The organism is Ruegeria sp. CL5 (assembly GCF_056536485.1).
In genome coordinates this window covers 81,021-99,833 of record NZ_JBQFPS010000004.1, presented here as the reverse complement: position 1 = coordinate 99,833, position 18,813 = coordinate 81,021, and the positions used below count along the sequence as shown (strand labels likewise).

General features: G+C 57.1%; 17 protein-coding genes. 8 read left to right on the top strand and 9 right to left on the bottom strand.

Going from position 1 to position 18,813, the window contains the following annotated elements; genetic code table 11:
• Positions 1–10: 10 nt before the first annotated feature.
• Positions 11–583 carry a TetR/AcrR family transcriptional regulator gene (locus ACR0IU_RS08415; RefSeq protein WP_480715928.1) on the bottom strand — a complete coding sequence of 191 codons (573 nt, stop codon included), beginning with the start codon at positions 581–583 and terminating at the stop codon, positions 11–13.
• A 98-nt stretch (positions 584–681) separates the two neighbouring features.
• Between ACR0IU_RS08415 and ACR0IU_RS08410 the strand changes: the two genes are divergently transcribed.
• Positions 682–1,248: a carboxymuconolactone decarboxylase family protein gene (locus ACR0IU_RS08410; protein ID WP_480715927.1), complete on the top strand. Its 567-nt coding sequence runs from the start codon at positions 682–684 to the stop codon at positions 1,246–1,248.
• Here ACR0IU_RS08410 and recF read toward each other — a convergent pair.
• From recF to mutM, 6 genes are all read right to left on the bottom strand, one after another.
• Positions 1,245–2,342 (bottom strand): DNA replication/repair protein RecF, encoded by a 1,098-nt coding sequence (recF, locus tag ACR0IU_RS08405; protein ID WP_480715926.1) that lies wholly within the window; start codon positions 2,340–2,342, stop codon positions 1,245–1,247. The two genes, ACR0IU_RS08410 and recF, sit on opposite strands and share 4 nt — an antisense overlap.
• 39 nt (positions 2,343–2,381) lie before the next feature.
• Positions 2,382–3,503 (bottom strand): DNA polymerase III subunit beta, encoded by a 1,122-nt coding sequence (gene dnaN, locus ACR0IU_RS08400; protein ID WP_170473666.1) that lies wholly within the window; start codon positions 3,501–3,503, stop codon positions 2,382–2,384.
• A gap of 222 nt (positions 3,504–3,725) precedes the next feature.
• Complete coding sequence (gene dnaA / locus ACR0IU_RS08395; RefSeq protein ID WP_170473663.1) at positions 3,726–5,102, bottom strand: chromosomal replication initiator protein DnaA; 1,377 nt, start codon at positions 5,100–5,102, stop codon at positions 3,726–3,728.
• A gap of 540 nt (positions 5,103–5,642) precedes the next feature.
• On the bottom strand, positions 5,643–5,906 hold the full coding sequence (rpsT, locus tag ACR0IU_RS08390; protein WP_010442545.1) for a 30S ribosomal protein S20: 264 nt from the start codon (positions 5,904–5,906) through the stop codon (positions 5,643–5,645).
• A gap of 229 nt (positions 5,907–6,135) precedes the next feature.
• Positions 6,136–6,912 (bottom strand): enoyl-CoA hydratase, encoded by a 777-nt coding sequence (locus ACR0IU_RS08385; protein WP_480715925.1) that lies wholly within the window; start codon positions 6,910–6,912, stop codon positions 6,136–6,138.
• Positions 6,913–6,978: 66 nt separating this feature from the next.
• Entirely contained in the window at positions 6,979–7,830 is an 852-nt protein-coding gene (gene mutM, locus ACR0IU_RS08380) for a bifunctional DNA-formamidopyrimidine glycosylase/DNA-(apurinic or apyrimidinic site) lyase (RefSeq protein ID WP_480715924.1), read from the bottom strand.
• A gap of 86 nt (positions 7,831–7,916) precedes the next feature.
• Between mutM and ubiE the strand changes: the two genes are divergently transcribed.
• Both ubiE and ubiB read left to right on the top strand, forming a co-directional pair.
• Positions 7,917–8,669, top strand: coding sequence for a bifunctional demethylmenaquinone methyltransferase/2-methoxy-6-polyprenyl-1,4-benzoquinol methylase UbiE (gene ubiE / locus ACR0IU_RS08375; protein WP_480715923.1), 753 nt, complete (start codon positions 7,917–7,919; stop codon positions 8,667–8,669).
• Entirely contained in the window at positions 8,670–10,199 is a 1,530-nt protein-coding gene (gene ubiB / locus ACR0IU_RS08370; RefSeq protein WP_480715922.1) for a 2-polyprenylphenol 6-hydroxylase, read from the top strand.
• 97 nt (positions 10,200–10,296) lie between these two features.
• On the opposite strand, the gene ACR0IU_RS08365 is transcribed toward ubiB, so the two are convergent.
• A complete protein-coding gene (locus ACR0IU_RS08365) occupies positions 10,297–11,472 on the bottom strand; it encodes an acetyl-CoA C-acyltransferase family protein (RefSeq protein ID WP_480655964.1) in 1,176 nt (391 codons plus the stop codon).
• Between the two features lie 117 nt (positions 11,473–11,589).
• Between ACR0IU_RS08365 and ACR0IU_RS08360 the strand changes: the two genes are divergently transcribed.
• From ACR0IU_RS08360 to ACR0IU_RS08340, 5 genes are all read left to right on the top strand, one after another.
• The gene (locus ACR0IU_RS08360; protein WP_170775895.1) at positions 11,590–12,153 is read left to right on the top strand and encodes a helix-turn-helix domain-containing protein; all 564 of its coding nucleotides are present in this window, start codon (positions 11,590–11,592) and stop codon (positions 12,151–12,153) included.
• Positions 12,154–12,262: 109 nt separating this feature from the next.
• Positions 12,263–13,447: a glycine C-acetyltransferase gene (locus ACR0IU_RS08355; RefSeq protein ID WP_480715921.1), complete on the top strand. Its 1,185-nt coding sequence runs from the start codon at positions 12,263–12,265 to the stop codon at positions 13,445–13,447.
• Positions 13,448–13,461: 14 nt separating this feature from the next.
• Entirely contained in the window at positions 13,462–14,490 is a 1,029-nt protein-coding gene (tdh, locus tag ACR0IU_RS08350) for an L-threonine 3-dehydrogenase (RefSeq protein WP_480716126.1), read from the top strand.
• A 63-nt stretch (positions 14,491–14,553) separates the two neighbouring features.
• Positions 14,554–15,435 (top strand): tryptophan 2,3-dioxygenase, encoded by an 882-nt coding sequence (locus ACR0IU_RS08345; RefSeq protein WP_170775891.1) that lies wholly within the window; start codon positions 14,554–14,556, stop codon positions 15,433–15,435.
• A gap of 3 nt (positions 15,436–15,438) precedes the next feature.
• Entirely contained in the window at positions 15,439–16,269 is an 831-nt protein-coding gene (locus tag ACR0IU_RS08340) for an alpha/beta hydrolase (protein ID WP_480715920.1), read from the top strand.
• Between the two features lie 62 nt (positions 16,270–16,331).
• On the opposite strand, the gene infB is transcribed toward ACR0IU_RS08340, so the two are convergent.
• Positions 16,332–18,809 carry a translation initiation factor IF-2 gene (infB, locus tag ACR0IU_RS08335; protein ID WP_010442534.1) on the bottom strand — a complete coding sequence of 826 codons (2,478 nt, stop codon included), beginning with the start codon at positions 18,807–18,809 and terminating at the stop codon, positions 16,332–16,334.
• Positions 18,810–18,813: the final 4 nt, after the last annotated feature.

The window sequence follows — 18,813 nt, the reverse complement described above, 5'->3', positions numbered from 1 at the left end:
TATTTGCAGATCAAAGCCGATCGAGGTCTGCTGCAATATCTTCGGCGATCTCTGCTGCGTTCACATCGTCGCGTTCGGCCGATAATCGCAGCCCTAAAAGATCAGATTGATAGCGCGAGGCAAGGCGGTCAGGGTCATGATCAGGGGCGATTTCTCCGGCATCCTGCGCGCGGCGAAACAGGTCTGCAAAACAAGTCTTCATCGAAACCATATGAGTACGTGCCTGAGCGGCTAGATCGTGATCCTTGGCCTGCAACTCGGCAAAAGTTTTCGCCAACATGCAGGCTTTGGTCGGCAGCTCTGATGCCTCGATTACGCGACGTGGCTGCGCCTTGAGCGCGCCGAGCGGCCCCAGTTCCTCGGCCAAGGTCCTCATGCTGGCAACCCCATCCTGCGCATACCGCTCTAACGCTAGGGCGTAGAGCGTATCTTTCGACCCGAACGCCGCGTAGAAGCTGCCCGGTTTCAGCTTCAGCTCGCGCTCAAGGTCTTTCAGCGACGTTCCTGCCCAGCCGTGACGCCAAAAAACATCACGAGCCTGCGCGATTAGTGCGTCTCGGTCGTATGAGGGCTTGCGGGGCATGGTCTCACCAATACTTGAACGTTCGCTCAAATATATACTTGAGTGATCGCTCAAGAAACCCTAAATACGACCCATCTCGCCAGAAACAGGAGTTTGACATGGCCAATTTCCCGTCCCACGACCTCGAATCCGCCCCAGAAGGATCCAAGCCGCTGCTTGAGAAATCTCAGGCTGCATTCGGGCGCCTGCCCGGTCTGCACAAAGTAATGGCCGAAAGCCCACAACACCTAGAAGGCTATCAGGTTCTGCACGGTCTGTTCCTGCAGACCAACTTCGACAATGACGAAAAGACCGTTGTCTGGCAGACAATCAACGTAGAAAACGAATGCCATTACTGCGTGCCGGCCCACACTGGAATCGCTAAGATGATGAAAGTCTCGGACGAGATCACAGAGGCACTGCGCAACGAAACTCCGCTTCCCTCGGAAAAGCTTGAGGCACTGCGCACTTTCACCCTGCAGGTGATGGAAACTCGTGGCAACCCGACCGAAGAACAACTGCAGGCGTTCTTCGAAGCAGGCTATTCCCACCGCGCGGTTTTGGACGTGGTTCTGGGACTGGCGCAGAAAACCATGTCGAACTACGTCAACCACATGGCCAAAACACCGGTCGACCAGGTTATGCGCGGCTTCCTGTGGGAGCGCAAAGTCAGCGAGCCTGCCTAAGCAGTTACAACCGAGCCTTCGTCGCCCTCGGTTACAATCAATGTTTGGGCCCGGTCGCCCAATTCCGCAAATAGCTCAGGCCCGGTGCCCGTCATCCAGGCCTGAGCGCCCAGCGCACAAATCTCATCGTAAAGCGCGGCGCGACGGTCCGCGTCCAGATGAGCAGCGACCTCATCCAACAGCACAATCGGTGGCGCCCCGACCATGCCCGCCAAAGCCCGCGCATTCGATAGGATCAGCGAAACCAACAGCGCTTTTTGCTCTCCGGTGGAACAGTCTTTGGCGCGCACACCCTTGGCCGCAAACACTCCAAAAAGATCCGAACGATGCGGCCCAACTAACGTGCGGCCCGCCGCCAAATCCCGAAACCGGCTTTCATTCAACGCTTCGCGCAAATCTTCCGTAGTTTCAGGCATCGCTCCTTCGGTCTGGACAAGTTCCAACTCTGCCGAAGGAAACGCCGTTTCCGCTTGATCCTGAGCCGCGCGCAAATGCTCCAGAGCCGCCCTTCGTGCCGCGTGGATACGGTGCCCCGTCTCTGCCATCTGTCCTTCCAGCGCCGCATACCAATGGGCGTCTCGAACGTGCTCTTTCAGCAATCGGTTCCGCTCGCGCATCGCCTTTTCATAGGTCAGTGAGGCTTCGGCATGAGACGGATCAAAACTCAGCGCAATCCGGTCCAAAAACCGCCGCCGACCCTCGGCACCCTCAATCCACAAGCGATCCATCGAGGGGATCAACCAAACAACGCGCGCCAACTTGCCCAGATCAATCTGACTGGCCGCCTTGTTATCAATCCGAACCTGACGTGCTGCGCCACCTTCGGACCACGTTTCAATTTCATACCGCTGGCCCTGAGCTTCCAGCAAACCGGACAGTTTCCACCCCAATGCCTCGGGCCGCCGCGTCATCTCGGCGGCACTTGCCCGTCGCATCCCGCGCCCGGGTGAAAATAACGAGACTGCTTCCAGAATGTTGGTCTTGCCGGCCCCGTTCGGCCCGTGGATCGCCACTGGTCGCCCGTCCAAGGACAACCGCGCCAGCTTATGAGACCGAAAATGCGAAACCGTAAGTTCGGTCAGGGCCAATCCCATGACCCCTCCCTTTCGTTAGAGATCACCCGATCGGGGCAATCAGACGCGCATCGGCATTACGACGTAAACAGCGCTTTGGTCGTTGCCCTCGCGCATCAGCGTCGGATCACCAGCGGAATTGAACATGAAGACAGCGTTCTCACGGTCCACTTGAGAAGCGATCTCGAGCAGGTATTTCGCGTTAAAACCAATTTCGAGACGTTCATCCCCATAGGCGACAGCCAACTCTTCCTCAGCCGCACCACTGTCGGGTGCATTCACTGACAGAACCAGCTTGTCCGCATCCAGTTGCAGTTTTACAGCTCGTGACCGTTCGGACGAAACGGTCGCCACACGATCCACGGCCTGCGCAAATTCGGCAGCGTCAACCTCTAGCTTGCGCGTATTTCCCTGAGGGATGACGCGAGTGTAGTCAGGGAAAGTCCCATCAATCACTTTCGAGGTGAGCGTGATGTCTGGCGTCGCAAACCGCACCTTGGTTTCGCTGACCGAGACGGCGATGTCCATTTCATCATCATCCAGCAGCTTGCGCAGCTCGCCCACGGTCTTGCGGGGAACAATTACACCCGGCATATCCGTCGCACCGTCCGGCAAATCCGCATCAATGCGCGCCAGACGGTGGCCATCGGTTGCCACGCAGCGCAGCACCTTGCCGCCCTCAGAACCATCAGCGACATGCATGTAGACACCGTTCAGATAATAACGGGTCTCTTCGGTAGAAATGGCGAACTTCGATTTGTCGAACAGCCGCCGCAGCAGCGCAGCCGACGCCGTAAAGTTCGATTGGTATTCCGAGGACGCCATGACCGGGAAATCCTCTTTCGGCAGCGTCGCCAGCGAGAAGTTCGACCGACCGGCCTCAACCGTCAATCGGCCAGCAGCACTGTCGGCGGTTAAAGTCACCAGCGCCCCATCGGGCAGCTTGCGTACAATCTCATGCAGCGTTGTGGCGGCAACAGTTGTTGCTCCAGCTTTCTCAACCTGCGCAGGTGCCTTGTCGACAACCTCGATATCCAGATCGGTCGCACGGAACAGCGCCTGATCCCCTTCGGCTTCGATCAGCACATTGGCCAGGATCGGAATGGTGTTGCGACGTTCAACAACAGATTGGGCCTGCGAAACGGCCTTGAGAAGGGTGCCGCGTTCGATGCTGATCTTCATACCCTCAGTTCCTCTGACTTGAGTGCGTACATGGGCGGGACTGGCAAGTTACCGGTTCCGCCCTGAGGCACAAGGATTTTTTGTGAATTTCTGGGTTGGAATGATCAAACCGTCAAGGCCAACCGGCCATCCCACCGCCAGTTCGCGCGCAATCGTGGATTATTGCGCACATGAAAATACCCCGGCCAGACGGGCGCGGGGCATTTCCAGTACGGTCGCAGATTAGGCTTCCAAAGCCCGGCGCAGCATCTCGACGTCTTCGGCGATCTGGCCATCGGTCAGCTTCAGCTCTTCGATGCGCTTGACGCCGTGCATGACTGTGGTGTGGTCGCGCCCACCGAAACGACGGCCGATTTCCGGCAAAGACCGGCTGGTCAGTTGCTTACACAGATACATCGCCACCTGACGCGGGCGAGCATAAGACCGGAGACGCTTGGGGCCAATGATGTCGCTGAGGCGAATGTTGTAATAGTCCGAGACTTTGCGTTGAATCTCTTCGACAGTGATCTTGCGCTCGGATGCGCGTAGCACATCGGCCAGACAATCCTGCGTCAACTCCATATCGATCTCACGCCCAACCAGCGAGGCAAAGGCGAAGAGCCGGGTCAGCGCCCCTTCCAGCACGCGCACATTGGTCGAGATGCGGTGTGCAAGGAATTCCAATACACCATCAGCAATGGTCAGATCGGGATAAGTGCTGCTGTATTGCTGCACTTTGTTCTGCAGGATTCCCAGACGCAATTCGTAGTCTGTGGGATGAAGATCGACGACAAGGCCGCATTGCAGGCGCGACTTTACCCGGTCTTCAAGATCCTTGATCTCACCCGGCGCGCGATCGGCCGAAATGATGATCTGCTTGTTCTGGTCCACTAGCGCATTGAAGGTATGAAAGAATTCTTCCTGCGTCGAATCCTTACCCGCGATGAACTGCACGTCATCAACCATAAGCACGTCAACCGAGCGGAACAGATGCTTGAAATCCATCATCCGGCGCTCACGCAGGGCCTGCACAAAACGGTACATGAACTGTTCTGCCGACAGGTACAGAACGTTTAGTTCGGGATGCTTGGTTTTCAGCTCCCAAGCAATGGCGTGCATCAGGTGCGTCTTACCAAGGCCGACACCCCCGTAGAGCACCAGCGGATTGAATGTTACGGGCCCGCCTTCGGAAACGCGGCGCGCGGCGGCGTGAGCCAGCTCATTCGGCTTACCAACAACAAAACTGTCAAAGGTAAAGCGCGCGTCCAGCGGTGCCGCCTGCAACGCCTCAAGCGCATCATGCGAGGCCTCAACAACTGCGGGCTGCGGAACGGCTTGGGGTTTTGGGGTCTCGGCCTGCGCCGGACGGGTCGGAGAATTGGCGGCGGTGCGGAAGGCAAGGCGCTGAACAGGCTCGCCCGCCGTGTTCAGTTCATAGAGAATTAGATCCGCAAAATTTTGACTTACGTAGTTTCCCATGAAGTTGGTCGGCACAGAAAATACTGCGACGCCATCTTGCAATCCCTGAAACTCTAAAGGTTCGATCCAGGTCGTGAAGTTGTTCTTACCAACAGCCTTCATCAACTTGTTCCGCAACTGTCCCCATTTCTCTTGTGTCATTCGGCGCCTCACGCATCCCATTCTTTATTGGCCTGTCAGCCTTATCAAAATAGTCCGGTATACCGGTTTATTGCGTCCACCCACAAGGATCCCACGCGCCAGGCCACAAGGTCTGGCGGGTCATTTTGACGTTCAGCGCAATCCGATACCGCATTGTCCAACGGTCGGTACAACCCCGAAAACAGGGTGGCGCGTCACAATCCAATTTTTCGACAGGGCCGAGATCATCGGAAAACCCGAGACCCAGAGCAGATCGTCCAATCGACCGAAGCCGATTTTCGAACATTCGTTCCGGATTCCTACTGATGCCCGTCAGTCAGATACCCAGAACAGCCTGTCCCCCCAAGCGAGTGAATCGCTGACTCAGTCGTAGCAAGAGCCCATGGGTCCGGGCAACGAAACTCTGATATTGACTCGGGGTTCAGGGCGAAAGAATCTCTCGACTTCGTGAAGACGCGGCTTTCCGGCAACAATGAAAAAGGCGCCGCTATGCGCGACGCCTTTTTCGCAAATCAACGCTTGACGCGTTTTCCCAAAGAATCAGCCCAGCGCTTTGACGCGTGCCGACAGGCGCGACATTTTGCGGGCTGCGGTGTTCTTGTGGAAGACGCCTTTGGTGACGCCGCGCATCAGCTCGGGCTGAGCGGCGCGCAGGGCAGCGGTAGCCGCGTCCTTGTCACCGGATGCGATTGCTTCTTCAACTTTGCGCAGATGTGTGCGGATGCGCGAACGGCGCGCTTTGTTTACAGCAAAACGCTTTTCGTTCTGACGAGCGCGTTTCTTTGCCTGGGGCGAATTTGCCATGTGTCTCTGACCTTTTGTTCGGTACGGTTATCTAGGGTTGCGCGCCACGGACATATCCGCACCGGATCAGAAATCACGAGTGTGAGTCGGGCCAAGCGGGCCGCACGCGCATGTATGACGGCGGTCTCTACCCAAGTTTAAAGGTTTTGCCAAGCTGATTCTTCAAAAGAGCTTCAGTAGCAAAAAGGCGGGACCAAGCCCGCCTGAATTCACTGAATGTCCGTTATCGTCACTTGTCGCGGAACTGAGCCGCACGTTTTTCCAGAAACGCGGCCATGCCCTCTTTCTGATCTTCAGTTGCAAACATCGAATGGAACACCCGGCGCTCAAACAGCATGCCCTCGCTCAGCGGCAACTCATAGCTGCGGTTCACGGCTTCCTTGGCCGCGATTGCCGTGATCTGCGACTTCTCAGCGATCTTCTGCGCCGCACCGGTTGCTTCTTCTATCAGCTTCTTGGCAGGCACGACACGGCTGACCAGCCCCGCACGCTCGGCCTCTTCCGCGTCCATGAACCGACCGGTCAAGTTCATATCCATCGATTTGGACTTGCCTACAAACCGTGTCAAACGCTGGCTGCCGCCGAGTCCTGCGATGACGCCCAGATTGATCTCGGGTTGGCCGAACTTGGCCGTATCCGCCGCGATGATGAAATCACACAGCATTGCCAGCTCACAACCTCCGCCCAGCGCATAACCCGCAACAGCGGCAATGATCGGTTTGCGGATCGCCGAAACCCGGTCATTCGCGTCGGCAAAAAGGTTGATGTTGAAGACATCGGCATAGCTCATCTCGGACATCTCTTTGATGTCCGCACCAGCCGCAAAGGCTTTGTCCGAGCCGGTGATAACGATGCAGCGCACCTTGTCGTTGCTGTCTGCTTCTTCCAGCGCATCACACAACTCACCCAGTAACTGGGTGTTCAGCGCATTCATCGCATCTGGTCTGTTGAGCTTGATTAGGGCGACGTGGTCTTCGATTTCGACGATGATCGTCTCAAAAGCCATGAGGTGTAAGCTTCCGGTTGTTCCGTTCAGGTACGATTCCTTACCACGCGATTTCGCTGGATCAAGTTATCTTTGGCATTGCGCACAGTAGAAGGATGAGCGACCGGACTGAGTGATTCTCTTGATTTCAGCGCCACAACCTTCGGTTCGGCAGGGCTGGCCTTCGCGGCCATAGACGTCGAAGCTGTGCTGAAAATATCCAAGTTCTCCATCGGCTTGGCGGAAATCACGTAAGGATGAACCACCCGCTTCAATCGCGTCCTGCAACACCTGGCGGATGATCGGAACCAGTGCTCCAACACGCGACGCAGAAATTTGTCCGGCTTTGCGACGTGGCGACACCTTGCCGCGATAAAGCGCTTCGCAGACGTAGATATTTCCCAATCCGGCAACGATTCCCTGATCCAGCAACGCGGATTTGACCGGGCTATTCTTACCTTTGAACGCCTCAATGAGGTGCTTTTCGTGGAAATCGTTACCCAATGGTTCAGGTCCCAGAACTGACAGCAGCTTGTGATCCTCTGCCGTGACCGTCGGCAGCAGGTCCATGGCTCCGAACCGGCGCGGATCGTTAAAAGTGATACGGGCGCCGTTGGCCATATGAAAGACTACGTGATCATGCTTTTCCGGCATCGGGTGTTTGTGGGCAAATTGCCCTAGAGGATCACCAGATACGGTCATACGCCCTGACATGCCAAGATGGATCAGCAGTGTTTCTCCACTGTTCAGATCGGCCAGAATGTATTTCGATCGTCTACGCAATCGGTCGACGCGCTGCCCAGTCAATCGTTCAGCCATCCGCTCGGGGAAAGGCCAGCGCAAATCGGGGCGGTTTACGTCCGCCCTTTGGATTACGACGCCTTCCATCGCCGGGGATAGACCGCGTCTTACTGTCTCGACCTCGGGCAATTCGGGCATTAGATGGCTCCTATTCCAAAGGGCCGCATTGTGCCCGCCTCTCATCGCCCTATAACAGAGACGAAATTCGACGAACGGCAAGGCAAATGTCCGACAACAGCGACAAGACCACTCATTTCGGGTTCGAAACCGTGCGCGAGGCTGAAAAGGCCGGGCGCGTACAGGGCGTGTTCAACTCGGTCGCCTCGAAATACGATGTGATGAATGATGTCATGTCGATGGGCATTCACCGGGTCTGGAAAGACGCAATGATGGATTGGCTTGCCCCGCGCCCCGGTCAACGGTTGCTGGACGTTGCAGGTGGGACCGGAGATATCTCTTTTCGCTTCCTGAGACGCGCGGGCCACGGCCATGCCACGGTTCTGGACCTGACAGAGCCTATGCTGGTCGAAGGCCGCCAGCGCGCCGAGGCCGACCAGATGTCCGACAGCCTGAACTGGGTGGTGGGCGATGCGATGTCCCTGCCGTTCGAGGACAATACGTTCGACGTCTATACAATTTCCTTCGGCATCCGGAATGTTACCCGCCCGCAAGAGGCATTGAACGAGGCCTATCGCGTGCTGAAACCCGGTGGCCGCCTGATGGTGCTTGAATTCAGCCAACTGCCCAATGACGGACTGCAAAAGCTTTATGACCTCTACAGCTTCAACGTCATTCCACGCATGGGCAAACTAATCGCCAATGACTACGACAGCTATCAATACCTGGTGGAATCGATCCGCAAGTTCCCGGATCAGGAGACATTCCTGAGCATGGTCCGCGCCGCCGGGTTCGAAAACGCCAAGTACCGCAATCTCAGCATGGGTATCGCGGCACTGCATTCCGGCTGGAAGATCTAGATGCGCGGCCCACACAACATTATCCGCCTGATCCGCACAGGCGCAACGCTCGAGCGCACGGGTGCCATGAACGTGGTATTAGACGCGTTCGAAGCTCCTCGGGCTATCCGCATTCTCGCACATGTTCTGGGCAAACCATTTCAGTGGCTGGGGTACAAAGGGGATCCCCAGATGCCGCCCGCAACCCGCGCCCTAACTGCTCTTGGACCCGCCTATATCAAGTTCGGACAAGTCCTTTCGACCCGCCCCGACGTGGTTGGAAATGAACTGGCTGAACAACTGCGTGTCTTGCAGGATAAGCTTCCGCCATTCTCCAAGGCCGAAGCCATGGCCGAGGTCGAGAAAGAGCTGGGCCAACCCCTTTCAGAAATGTTCAGCGATTTCAGTGAGCCTATCGCCGCAGCCTCAATCGCTCAGGTCCACAAAGCTAAGCTGGCCAGCACGGGTGAAGATGTTGCCGTCAAAGTCCTGCGCCCCGGAATTGAACGCGCCTTCCGTAAAGATGTAGACGCCTTTTATTTCGCCGCCCGAATTGTCGACCTGTTTGCCCCCGGTGCTCGTCGCTTGCGCCCTATGGAGGTGATCGAGCATTTTGACGGAGTTGTCCGCGGCGAGTTGGACCTGCGCCTGGAAAGCGCTGCTGCTTCGGAGTACGCCGCCAACACCAAGGATGATTCCGGGTTCTGGCTGCCTCCGGTCGTCTGGTCCTTGTCCGCACGCCGGGTGATGACACTCAGCTGGGCCGATGGAATCCCGCTGGGCGACAATGATGCGCTGGACGCTGCAGGCCACAATCGCAGCGATCTGGCAGAACGTGTGTTGCGCCTTTTCCTGCTTCACGCCCTTCGCGATGGCTATTTCCATGCGGATATGCACCAAGGGAACCTGAAGGTCGCCGCGAATGGAGACATTATTGCCTATGACTACGGCATCATGGGGCATATCGACGAATACACCCGTCGGGTCTATGCCGAAATCCTCTTCGGCTTCATCCGCCGCGACTACAAACGTGTAGCCGAGGTCCATTTCGAGGCCGGCTATGTCCCTGCCAACCAGGATGTCGACGAATTCGCCCGCGCCCTGCGCGCAGTCGGAGAACCCATCTTCGGCATGGACGCGACCCATATCTCAATGGGCCGACTGCTCAGCTATTTGTTTGAGGTCACCGAGCGCTTCGGCATGGAAACACGAACTGAACTGATTCTTCTGCAGCGCACCATGGTCGTGGTCGAAGGCGTTGCCCGATCACTCGACGATCATATGAATATCTGGGAAGTCGCGCGCCCGGTCGTCGAGGATTATATCAAAAGCTCCATCGGCCCCCGGGCCGCCCTGAGAGATTTTGGAAAGACCGCAATGGTGCTGGCCCGATTCGGCCCACGCTTGCCTGCGCTGGTTGAAAACGCCCTGATTGCGCAAACCACGAAAGATGACCAGCAAACTTCCGGCAAGACAACGTTGCTTATACCTGCCGCCATTGGCGCAGCCGTTGGAATCGCAGCCACACTTGTCGTGATGACATTCGGCTAACAACAACCCGCCTGCTTCATCTGGCCACAAATATCTTCGGGGGGAATCGCGCCACCGGCGCGATGGGGGGCAGACAGCCCCCTCCGCTCGACCTCAATCAGAGCCGCTCGATGGCAATGGCAATCCCCTGCCCACCGCCAATACACATGGTGATAAGCGCCTTGGAACCGCCAACACGCTCCAACTCATACAGCGCTTTCAGGGTGATAATCGCCCCAGTTGCCCCCACAGGGTGCCCCAACGCAATCGCACCGCCATTCGGATTGACCTTAGCGGCATCCAATCCAAGCTCTTGATTGACGGCCAGGGCTTGTGCGGCAAAAGCTTCGTTACTCTCGACCACATCGAAATCACCCGCCGACAGCCCTGTCTTCTTGAACAAGTTCTGCACTGCAGGAACCGGCCCAATTCCCATTACTTCGGGCCGCACTCCGGCATGCGCATATCCCAATATCCGTGCCTTTGGTTTCAATCCGGCCTTTTCAGCAGCATCTGCCGTCGCCAGAATCATTGCTGCAGCCCCATCGTTGATACCCGATGCATTCCCCGCCGTGACGCGTCCTTCTTTCTTAAATACCGGACGAAGGCCCGCCAGAGCCTCAGCTGTGGTGGCCTTGGGATGCTCATCCACCTTAAAGTCAACCATCTCGCGTTTGACTTTCACCTGCACAGGCGTGATCTGGCTTTCGAAATATCCAGCGTCGATCGCTGTTGCCGCTCGGCTCTGGCTGGTTAAGGCAAACGCATCCATCTGTTCACGACTGATCTGATGTTCGTCGGCCACATTCTCAGCCGTCACACCCATATGACCGGTTCCGAAAGGACAGTTCAGCGCGCCCAACATCATGTCCAGTGAGGTGACGTCGCCCATCTTGGCGCCCCATCTGGCCTGAGGTACGATGTAGGGGCTGCGTGACATGCTCTCCGCTCCACCAGCCACAGCGAAATCAGCATCGCCCAGTATCAGAGACTGTACCGCTGACACAATCGCCTGCGCGCCGGAGCCACACAAACGATTTACGTTCATCGCCGGAGTCCCATTCGGAATGCCCGCCTGCATCGCTGCTACGCGCGACAGGTACATATCGCGGGGTTCAGTGTTGATCACATGACCGAAAACCACATGCCCGATTTGCCCACCTTCGACACCCGACCGTTCAAGCGCGGCTTCGGTCGCCACGGTCGCCAGATCAATCGGCGCGGTCGAAGCCAACGCACCGCCAAAAGTGCCGATGGCAGTACGTGCGCCATCCAGAATAACAATATCGGTCATGGATCACTCCTCCTGAGTTTGGCCGTAGTATGCACCCGCAGAAACCCTCTGTCGCCTGAGACGTCCCGTCACAGACGGAATTGACATCTATCGATTCAAGGCGCATGAAATTCCGTCATGACGGACAAGACAGACGATATCCTGACACGCCTTCCGACTCGCCTTAAAGAGGCGCGCCGGGCCCAGGGCCTTTCCCTCGAAGCGGTCGCGAATCTCAGCGGCGTATCGCGATCCATGGTCAGCCAGATCGAGAGGGGAGAAAGCAGCCCCACAATTTCGACATTGTGGAACCTGACCCGAGCTCTGCAGGTGGATTTTGCCGGGTTGCTGGAAGACACGAAGACAACCGACCAGATCGAGATTCTCAAAAACTCCGAAGTGCCCAGCATCGATAACATGGGAGAGAACTGCCGCATCCGGATCCTCTCACCGCCAGAAGAGGCCGGCGGTCACGAGGTCTATGACATTCAGCTCGACAAAAACGGCGCCCTGAATAGCCAACCCCATGCGCGCGGTGCACGGGAACAATTGACCGTGTTGGAAGGGTCAGTTCGAGTTACTTCAGGCGCGGCAGTGAGCGAACTCAGGCAGGGTGATACAGCCCGATATGCCGCTGACGTTGCGCATTCCATTTCTGCCGACAGCCCTGCGCGTGTTTTCCTAATTGTAAAGAACGCCTGACTCAGCGATAATCCGCCTTCACGGATATTTTTCCGTAATTTCGTAAATCCCCTATTTGGGATATTCGTCCGTTATGTTAGAAGCGCGACTCAGTTGAACGGAGGTCGCCATGGCAGATGCATTCCTGTCCCACATCACGGACACCCTTAAGCAGATCGAATCCGAAGGTCTGTACAAGCGTGAACGAATGATCACCTCGCCTCAGGGCGGTGAGATTACTGTGGGCGGAAAGCAGGTCATCAACCTGTGCGCCAACAACTATCTGGGCCTGGCCGATCACCCCGCCCTGATCGACGCCGCCAAGAACGCCATGGAACCAAAAGGGTTCGGCATGGCCTCGGTCCGCTTTATCTGCGGCACGCAGGATATTCACCGCGAGCTTGAGCAACGGCTGGCCAAGTTCCTGAACAAAGATGATTCAATTCTGTTCGCTGCCTGTTTCGATGCCAATGGCGGGCTATTTGAGCCTTTGTTAGGGCCTGAAGACGCAATCATCTCGGATAGTCTGAACCACGCGTCAATCATCGATGGCGTAAGGCTCTGCAAGGCCAAACGCTATCGCTATCTAAACAATGACATGAATGACCTCGAGGCTTGGTTGAAACAGGCACGCGAGGACGGGGCGCGGCATATCATGATCGCCACCGACGGCGTTTTTTCGATGGATGGCTATCTGGCCAATCTGCCGAAAATACGCGAGCTGGCCGACAAATACGACGCCATCGTCATGGTCGATGATTGCCACGCCACGGGGTTCATGGGGCCAAACGGTGCGGGCACGCCGGATCACTTCGGCGTTGACGTGGATATTCTGACGGGAACTCTGGGCAAGGCACTTGGGGGGGCAATCGGCGGCTACATCGCCGGGCCGCAGCCAGTGATCGACCTGCTGCGGCAGCGGGCGCGGCCCTATCTGTTCTCAAACTCGCTGCCGCCGTCCATCGTCGCTGCCGGTCTGGAAGCAATCCGTCTGGTTGAAGAGGGCGACATGCTGCGTGCCCAACTGTTCGGCAACGCCAAATACTGGCGCGCCGGTTTGGAGAAGCTGGGCTTTGATCTGTTGCCCGGTGAGCACCCAATCATCCCGGTGATGCTGGGGGACGCAACGCTTGCGCAAGACATGGCGTCGCGGTTGTTTGATGAAGGCGTCTATGTTTCGGGTTTCTTCTTCCCGGTCGTCCCGCGTGGTCAAGCGCGGATCAGAACTCAGATGAATGCGGCTCTAACAAAGGATGAATTGGATCGCGCGCTCGCGGCCTTTGGCAAAGTCGGCAAAGAGTTGGGGGTGATTTGATGCGACCCAACACGATGAAAGCACTGGAAAAATCCAAGCCCGAGGAAGGTCTTTGGATGGTTCAGGCCCCAGTGCCCGAGATTGGACCGGACGAGGTACTGATCCGCATAAACAAAACCGGCATCTGCGGCACAGATATCCATATCTGGAACTGGGATGACTGGGCCGCAGCCACAGTACCAGTGCCGATGATCACCGGCCACGAATTCGCAGGCGAAATCGTTGAGATTGGTCGCAACGTTACCGGGCTTGAGATCGGCCAGCGCTGCTCGGGCGAAGGGCACCTGATCGGAACCGAAAGTCGCCAGAGTCGCGCTGGCAAGTTCCATCTGGACCCCGGAACGCGAGGCATCGGCGTAAACGAACAAGGTGCCTTTGCGCAATTTTTGAAACTGCCCGCCTTCAACGTGATTCCTTTGCCAGATGATGTGCCGGATGAGATTGGCGCCATCCTCGACCCGCTGGGCAATGCGGTTCATACCGCGCTGAGCTTCGATCTGCTGGGTGAGGATGTTCTGATAACAGGCGCAGGCCCTATCGGCATAATGGCAGCAGCTGTCGCACGCCATGCAGGTGCGCGAAACGTCGTAATCACCGATATCAATGCAGATCGGCTGAAACTGGCGGAACATGTGGTGCCGTCGATACGTACGGTCGATGTAACCATAGAAAAGTTGTCCGATGTCATCACCGAACTGGGGATGAAAGAAGGCTTTGACGTGGGATTGGAGATGTCGGGCTCGCAGGCAGCTTTGGATCAGATGGTCGAAGCGCTGGTCATGGGCGGAAAGATCGCCCTGCTGGGCATCCCGCCGGGCCAATCTCCGGTCGACTGGAGCCGCATTGTCTTTAAAGCCATCACCATCAAGGGCGTCTACGGCCGTGAGATGTTTGAGACATGGTACAAGATGATTGCTATGCTGCAGAACGGTTTGGACGTAAGCCGCGTGATCACCCATCAGTTTGGTGTTGACGATTTTGCCGAAGGTTTCGCAGCAATGAAGTCGGGCCTGTCCGGCAAAGTTGTTCTGGACTGGACCTGACCCTCTGGATAGTTGCAAAACTGGCCCATACACAGGGATCGCGCAACCAACCGGAGGAGCAAGATGGGCAGCACGAAAGATGACCGACTGCTGGAACGCGGAATCGAGGATTCTCTGGTCACCGATTTCGCTGAGACGCATCGCAAAAGCTATGGCGACTTTCTGCAACTCAAAACCCTGTTGAATCTGCAAAAGACCTTTCAGGATCCTGCTCAGCCCGATGAGATGTTATTCATCATCATCCATCAGGTCAGCGAGCTATGGCTGAAGTTGATGCATCACCAGCTGGTCGAAGTGCGGCGCTTCCTGCAGCAAGACGATTTCGGCCCGGCGATGAAAAATCTCGACCGGATCAAGGCGATCCAGCGGCAGTTGATCACCGCTTGGGAAACGCTGCTGACCATGACGCCCGCGGACTACATGACGTTTCGCGATGCGTTAGGTAGTTCGTCAGGCTTTCAGAGTTACGGTTATCGCCAGATCGAGTTCATATTGGGCAACAAGGATGCTTCGACCCTCAAGGTTCATGAACACGATCCGGAGGTCATGGAGATGCTGAGCGCAGCGCTAACCAAACCGTCCCTTTATGACGAAGTGCTGCACATGCTGGCACGGCAGGGGTTCGATGTACCGCAAGACCTGATCGAACGTGACTATTCACAATCCTATTCCGGCGACCCGCGCGTCGTGAAAATCTGGTGCGAGATTTTCCAGGATACCGGCAAGTATTGGGACCTCTATGCTCTGGCTGAAAAGCTGATGGACGTCGAATCGCTGTTCCAGCGCTGGCGTTTCGACCACGCTACGGCAGTCGAACGGGTCATCGGGATGCAACCCGGTACAGGTGGCTCGAGCGGCGTGGCCTTTCTGCGCAAGGCGCTGGAATTGCGCTTCTTCCACGACCTCTACGATATGCGCACCGAGCTGATGTATGCGGGAGACTGAGGCATGCTTTATCGCGGGTTCACCCAAGATCAACTTGAACAGGAATACTCCCCCAGCTCGATGATTGGTGGCGATCTGACGCCATATCTGGACAGTTATGTTGCGCTCAGCGCTCAGGCCCGGACACGGATGGATGTGCGCGAAAACCTTGCTTATGGCGACAGTCCGGCGCAGGTTCTGGATTTCTTCCCCTCCTCAGACGCAAACGCACCTTTGCATGTGTTCATTCACGGAGGGTATTGGCAGGCGCTCAGCCAGCGCGAATCCGCCCCGATGGCACCGGTTCTACACGAAAACGGGCAGGCCTTTGCGACCCTGAATTACACACTCGCCCCTGAAGCTAGGTTGGGGCAGATGGTCGAAGAATGTCGCGATGCCTTGCTGTGGCTTGCATCACAGGCCGAGTTATTGGGCTTCGATCCATCAAACATCACCCTGTCAGGTCATAGCGCAGGTGCGCATCTGGTAGCGATGGTCATGGCGACCTCATCCAGCGCGTTGGCGCAGGCGGGTCTAAGAGTGCGTAACGTAATTCTGATCAGTGGCGTTTACGATTTGGAGCCGATTAGCCTGACTTCGGTAAATGATCCCTTGCAACTGACTAAGGTCGAGATTCACGATCTTTCCCCTTGCCTCAATCTGCCCGCGCCGGGGCCGCGCTACAGGGTAACGGTTGCTGAAAGAGATACACCAGAATTTGTTCGACAAAGCCGTGACTATGCGGACTTGCTACGAAAAGCAGGACATTCGGTCAGTTTCGACCTTCAACAGGGTAAACATCACTTCGACATCATCATGCCCTCGGGCTCGTTTTTGTCGTCGCGCAGCGAATAACCCCAAATAGAAAACAGCGGCCCAATTGAGCCGCTGTCTTAAATCTCTCGAGGTAAGCCAGATCAGTCGAGCGTCCGGGTCACTTCTTCGCGTTCGAAGATCTCGATCACGTCGCCTGCGCGGATGTCGTCGTAGTTTTCGAACGCCATACCGCATTCCTGACCCGACTGAACTTCGGTCACTTCGTCCTTGAAACGCTTCAGCGTCTTCAGCGTGCCTTCGTGAATCACCACGTTGTCGCGCAGCAGACGAACACCAGCGGAACGACGCGCCACGCCTTCGGTGACCAGACAGCCGGCAACTTTGCCAACGCCGGTAACCTTGAAGACTTCGCGGATCTCGGCGTAGCCGATGAACTTCTCGCGGATTTCAGCGCTCAGCAGGCCGGATGCGGCTGCTTTCACGTCGTCCACGAGGTCATAGATCACCGAATAATACCGGATCTCGACGCCTTTCTGGTTCGCAGTGTTTCGCGCTGACGCATTTGCACGAACGTTGAAGCCAAAGATCGGAGCGCCCGAGGCTTCGGCCAGGCCGACATCCGTTTCGGTAATCGCGCCAACACCCGAGTGCAGAACGCGTACGCGCACTTCCTCATTGCCGATCTTCTCCATCGCCTGAACGATGGCTTCGGCAGAACCCTGCACGTCAGCTTTCATCAAGATCGGCAGCTCGGTGACGTTCTCGTCTTCTTTGGCCTTCTGCATCAGCTGCTCAAGGGTGGTCGCGGCACCAGCTGCGGCGCGCTTGTCCTTGGCTGCTTGCTCACGATAGGCAGCAATCTCACGGGCCTGCGCTTCGGTCTCGGTCACGTTCAGAACGTCGCCCGCTTCAGGCGTACCGTTCAGACCAAGAACCTCAACGGGTACCGACGGGCCGGCTTCTTTGACGCGGTCGCCTTTGTCGTTGATCAACGCACGGACCTTACCATACTGCTCACCCACGACGAAGATATCACCCTGACGCAGAGTGCCGTTCTGAACCAGAACGGTGGCAACGGGACCACGGCCCACATCAAGCTGCGCCTCGATCACGGCACCTTGGGCGGCGCGGTCGGGGTTGGCTTTCAGTTCCAGAATCTCGGCCTGCAGCGCGATGGCTTCCAGCAGTTCATCGAGACCTTGACCGGTGATGGCGGACACTTCGACGTCCTGAACCTCACCTGACATCTTTTCGACGATGACTTCGTGCTGCAGCAGATCGGTCCGCACCTTGTCCGGGTTCGCATCCGGCTTATCGACCTTGTTGATCGCCACGATCATCGGCACTTCGGCCGCCTTGGCGTGGTTGATCGCCTCGATCGTCTGCGGCATCACCGCATCATCGGCAGCCACAACCAGAACCACGATATCAGTGACCTGAGCACCGCGCGACCGCATTGAAGTAAAGGCTGCGTGGCCCGGCGTATCAAGGAAGGTCAGCGTGGTGCCACCATCGGTTTTCACCTGATAGGCGCCGATATGCTGGGTAATGCCACCGGCTTCGCCCGCCACAACGCGCGCGTCACGAATCGCGTCCAGCAATGATGTCTTACCATGGTCAACGTGGCCCATGATGGTGATGACCGGCGGACGCGGCTGCAGATCGTCATCGCTGTCTTCGACTTCTTTGATGACGTCTTCAACATCCGAATCAGAGACGCGGGTCACCTTGTGCCCAAACTCTTCGATGATCAGCTCAGCGGTATCAGCGTCGATGGTCTGGTTCTGCGTGACCATCATGCCCATCTGCATCAGCGATTTGACAACGTCAGCCACGCGCTCAGCCATACGGTTGGCCAGTTCCGAGACCATGATCGCCTCGGGCAACTGAACGTCGCGGATCACCTTTTCCCGCTCGACCGGGCCGCCCATGGCTTTCTGGCGCGCACGCTCCTGCTTGCGCTTCATCGCAGCCATTGAACGCTGACGATTACCTTCACCACCGGTGGCCTGACCCAGTGTCAGCTTGCCCGAACGGCGGTTGTCGTCACGGCCTTTGCCGCGGCCACGCTGCTCGCGCTCGCGGTCTTGCTTGCGGGGTGTAGCCGCTGGCGCCGGTTTGTTGGCCGGACCGCGTGCCGTACGCGGTTGTTCTTCGGGCGCGGGTGCCGCAGCAGCACGCTTGGCGGCTTCTTCCGCCTCTTTGCGCTTACGTTCTTCTTCCTCGGCCTTGGCACGAGCACGCTCTTCAGCCTCACGCTGTTCGCGTTCCTTGGCTTCCTGTTCGGCCCGGCGGCGCGCACGTTCTTCTTCACGCGCCTTCTCTTGTGCCTCGCGGGCAGCGGCCTCTTCAGCCTCGCGCGCTTTGGCAGCTTGCAACGCCTTCATTCGACGCGCCATTTCCGCATCGGAAATACCCGCCGGACGACGCGAAGGATCACCCGAAGGTGCCGCACCACCACTTGGTTTGGTCGCGCCCGGCTTGGGTACGACCACGCGTTTGCGTTTGGTCTCCACCACGACATTCTTGGTACGTCCGTGGCTGAAACTCTGTTTCACATTTCCGGGGCGTGCCCCGCCACGAAGACCCAATGTCTTTTTGCCGTCACTATCGCTCATTAAG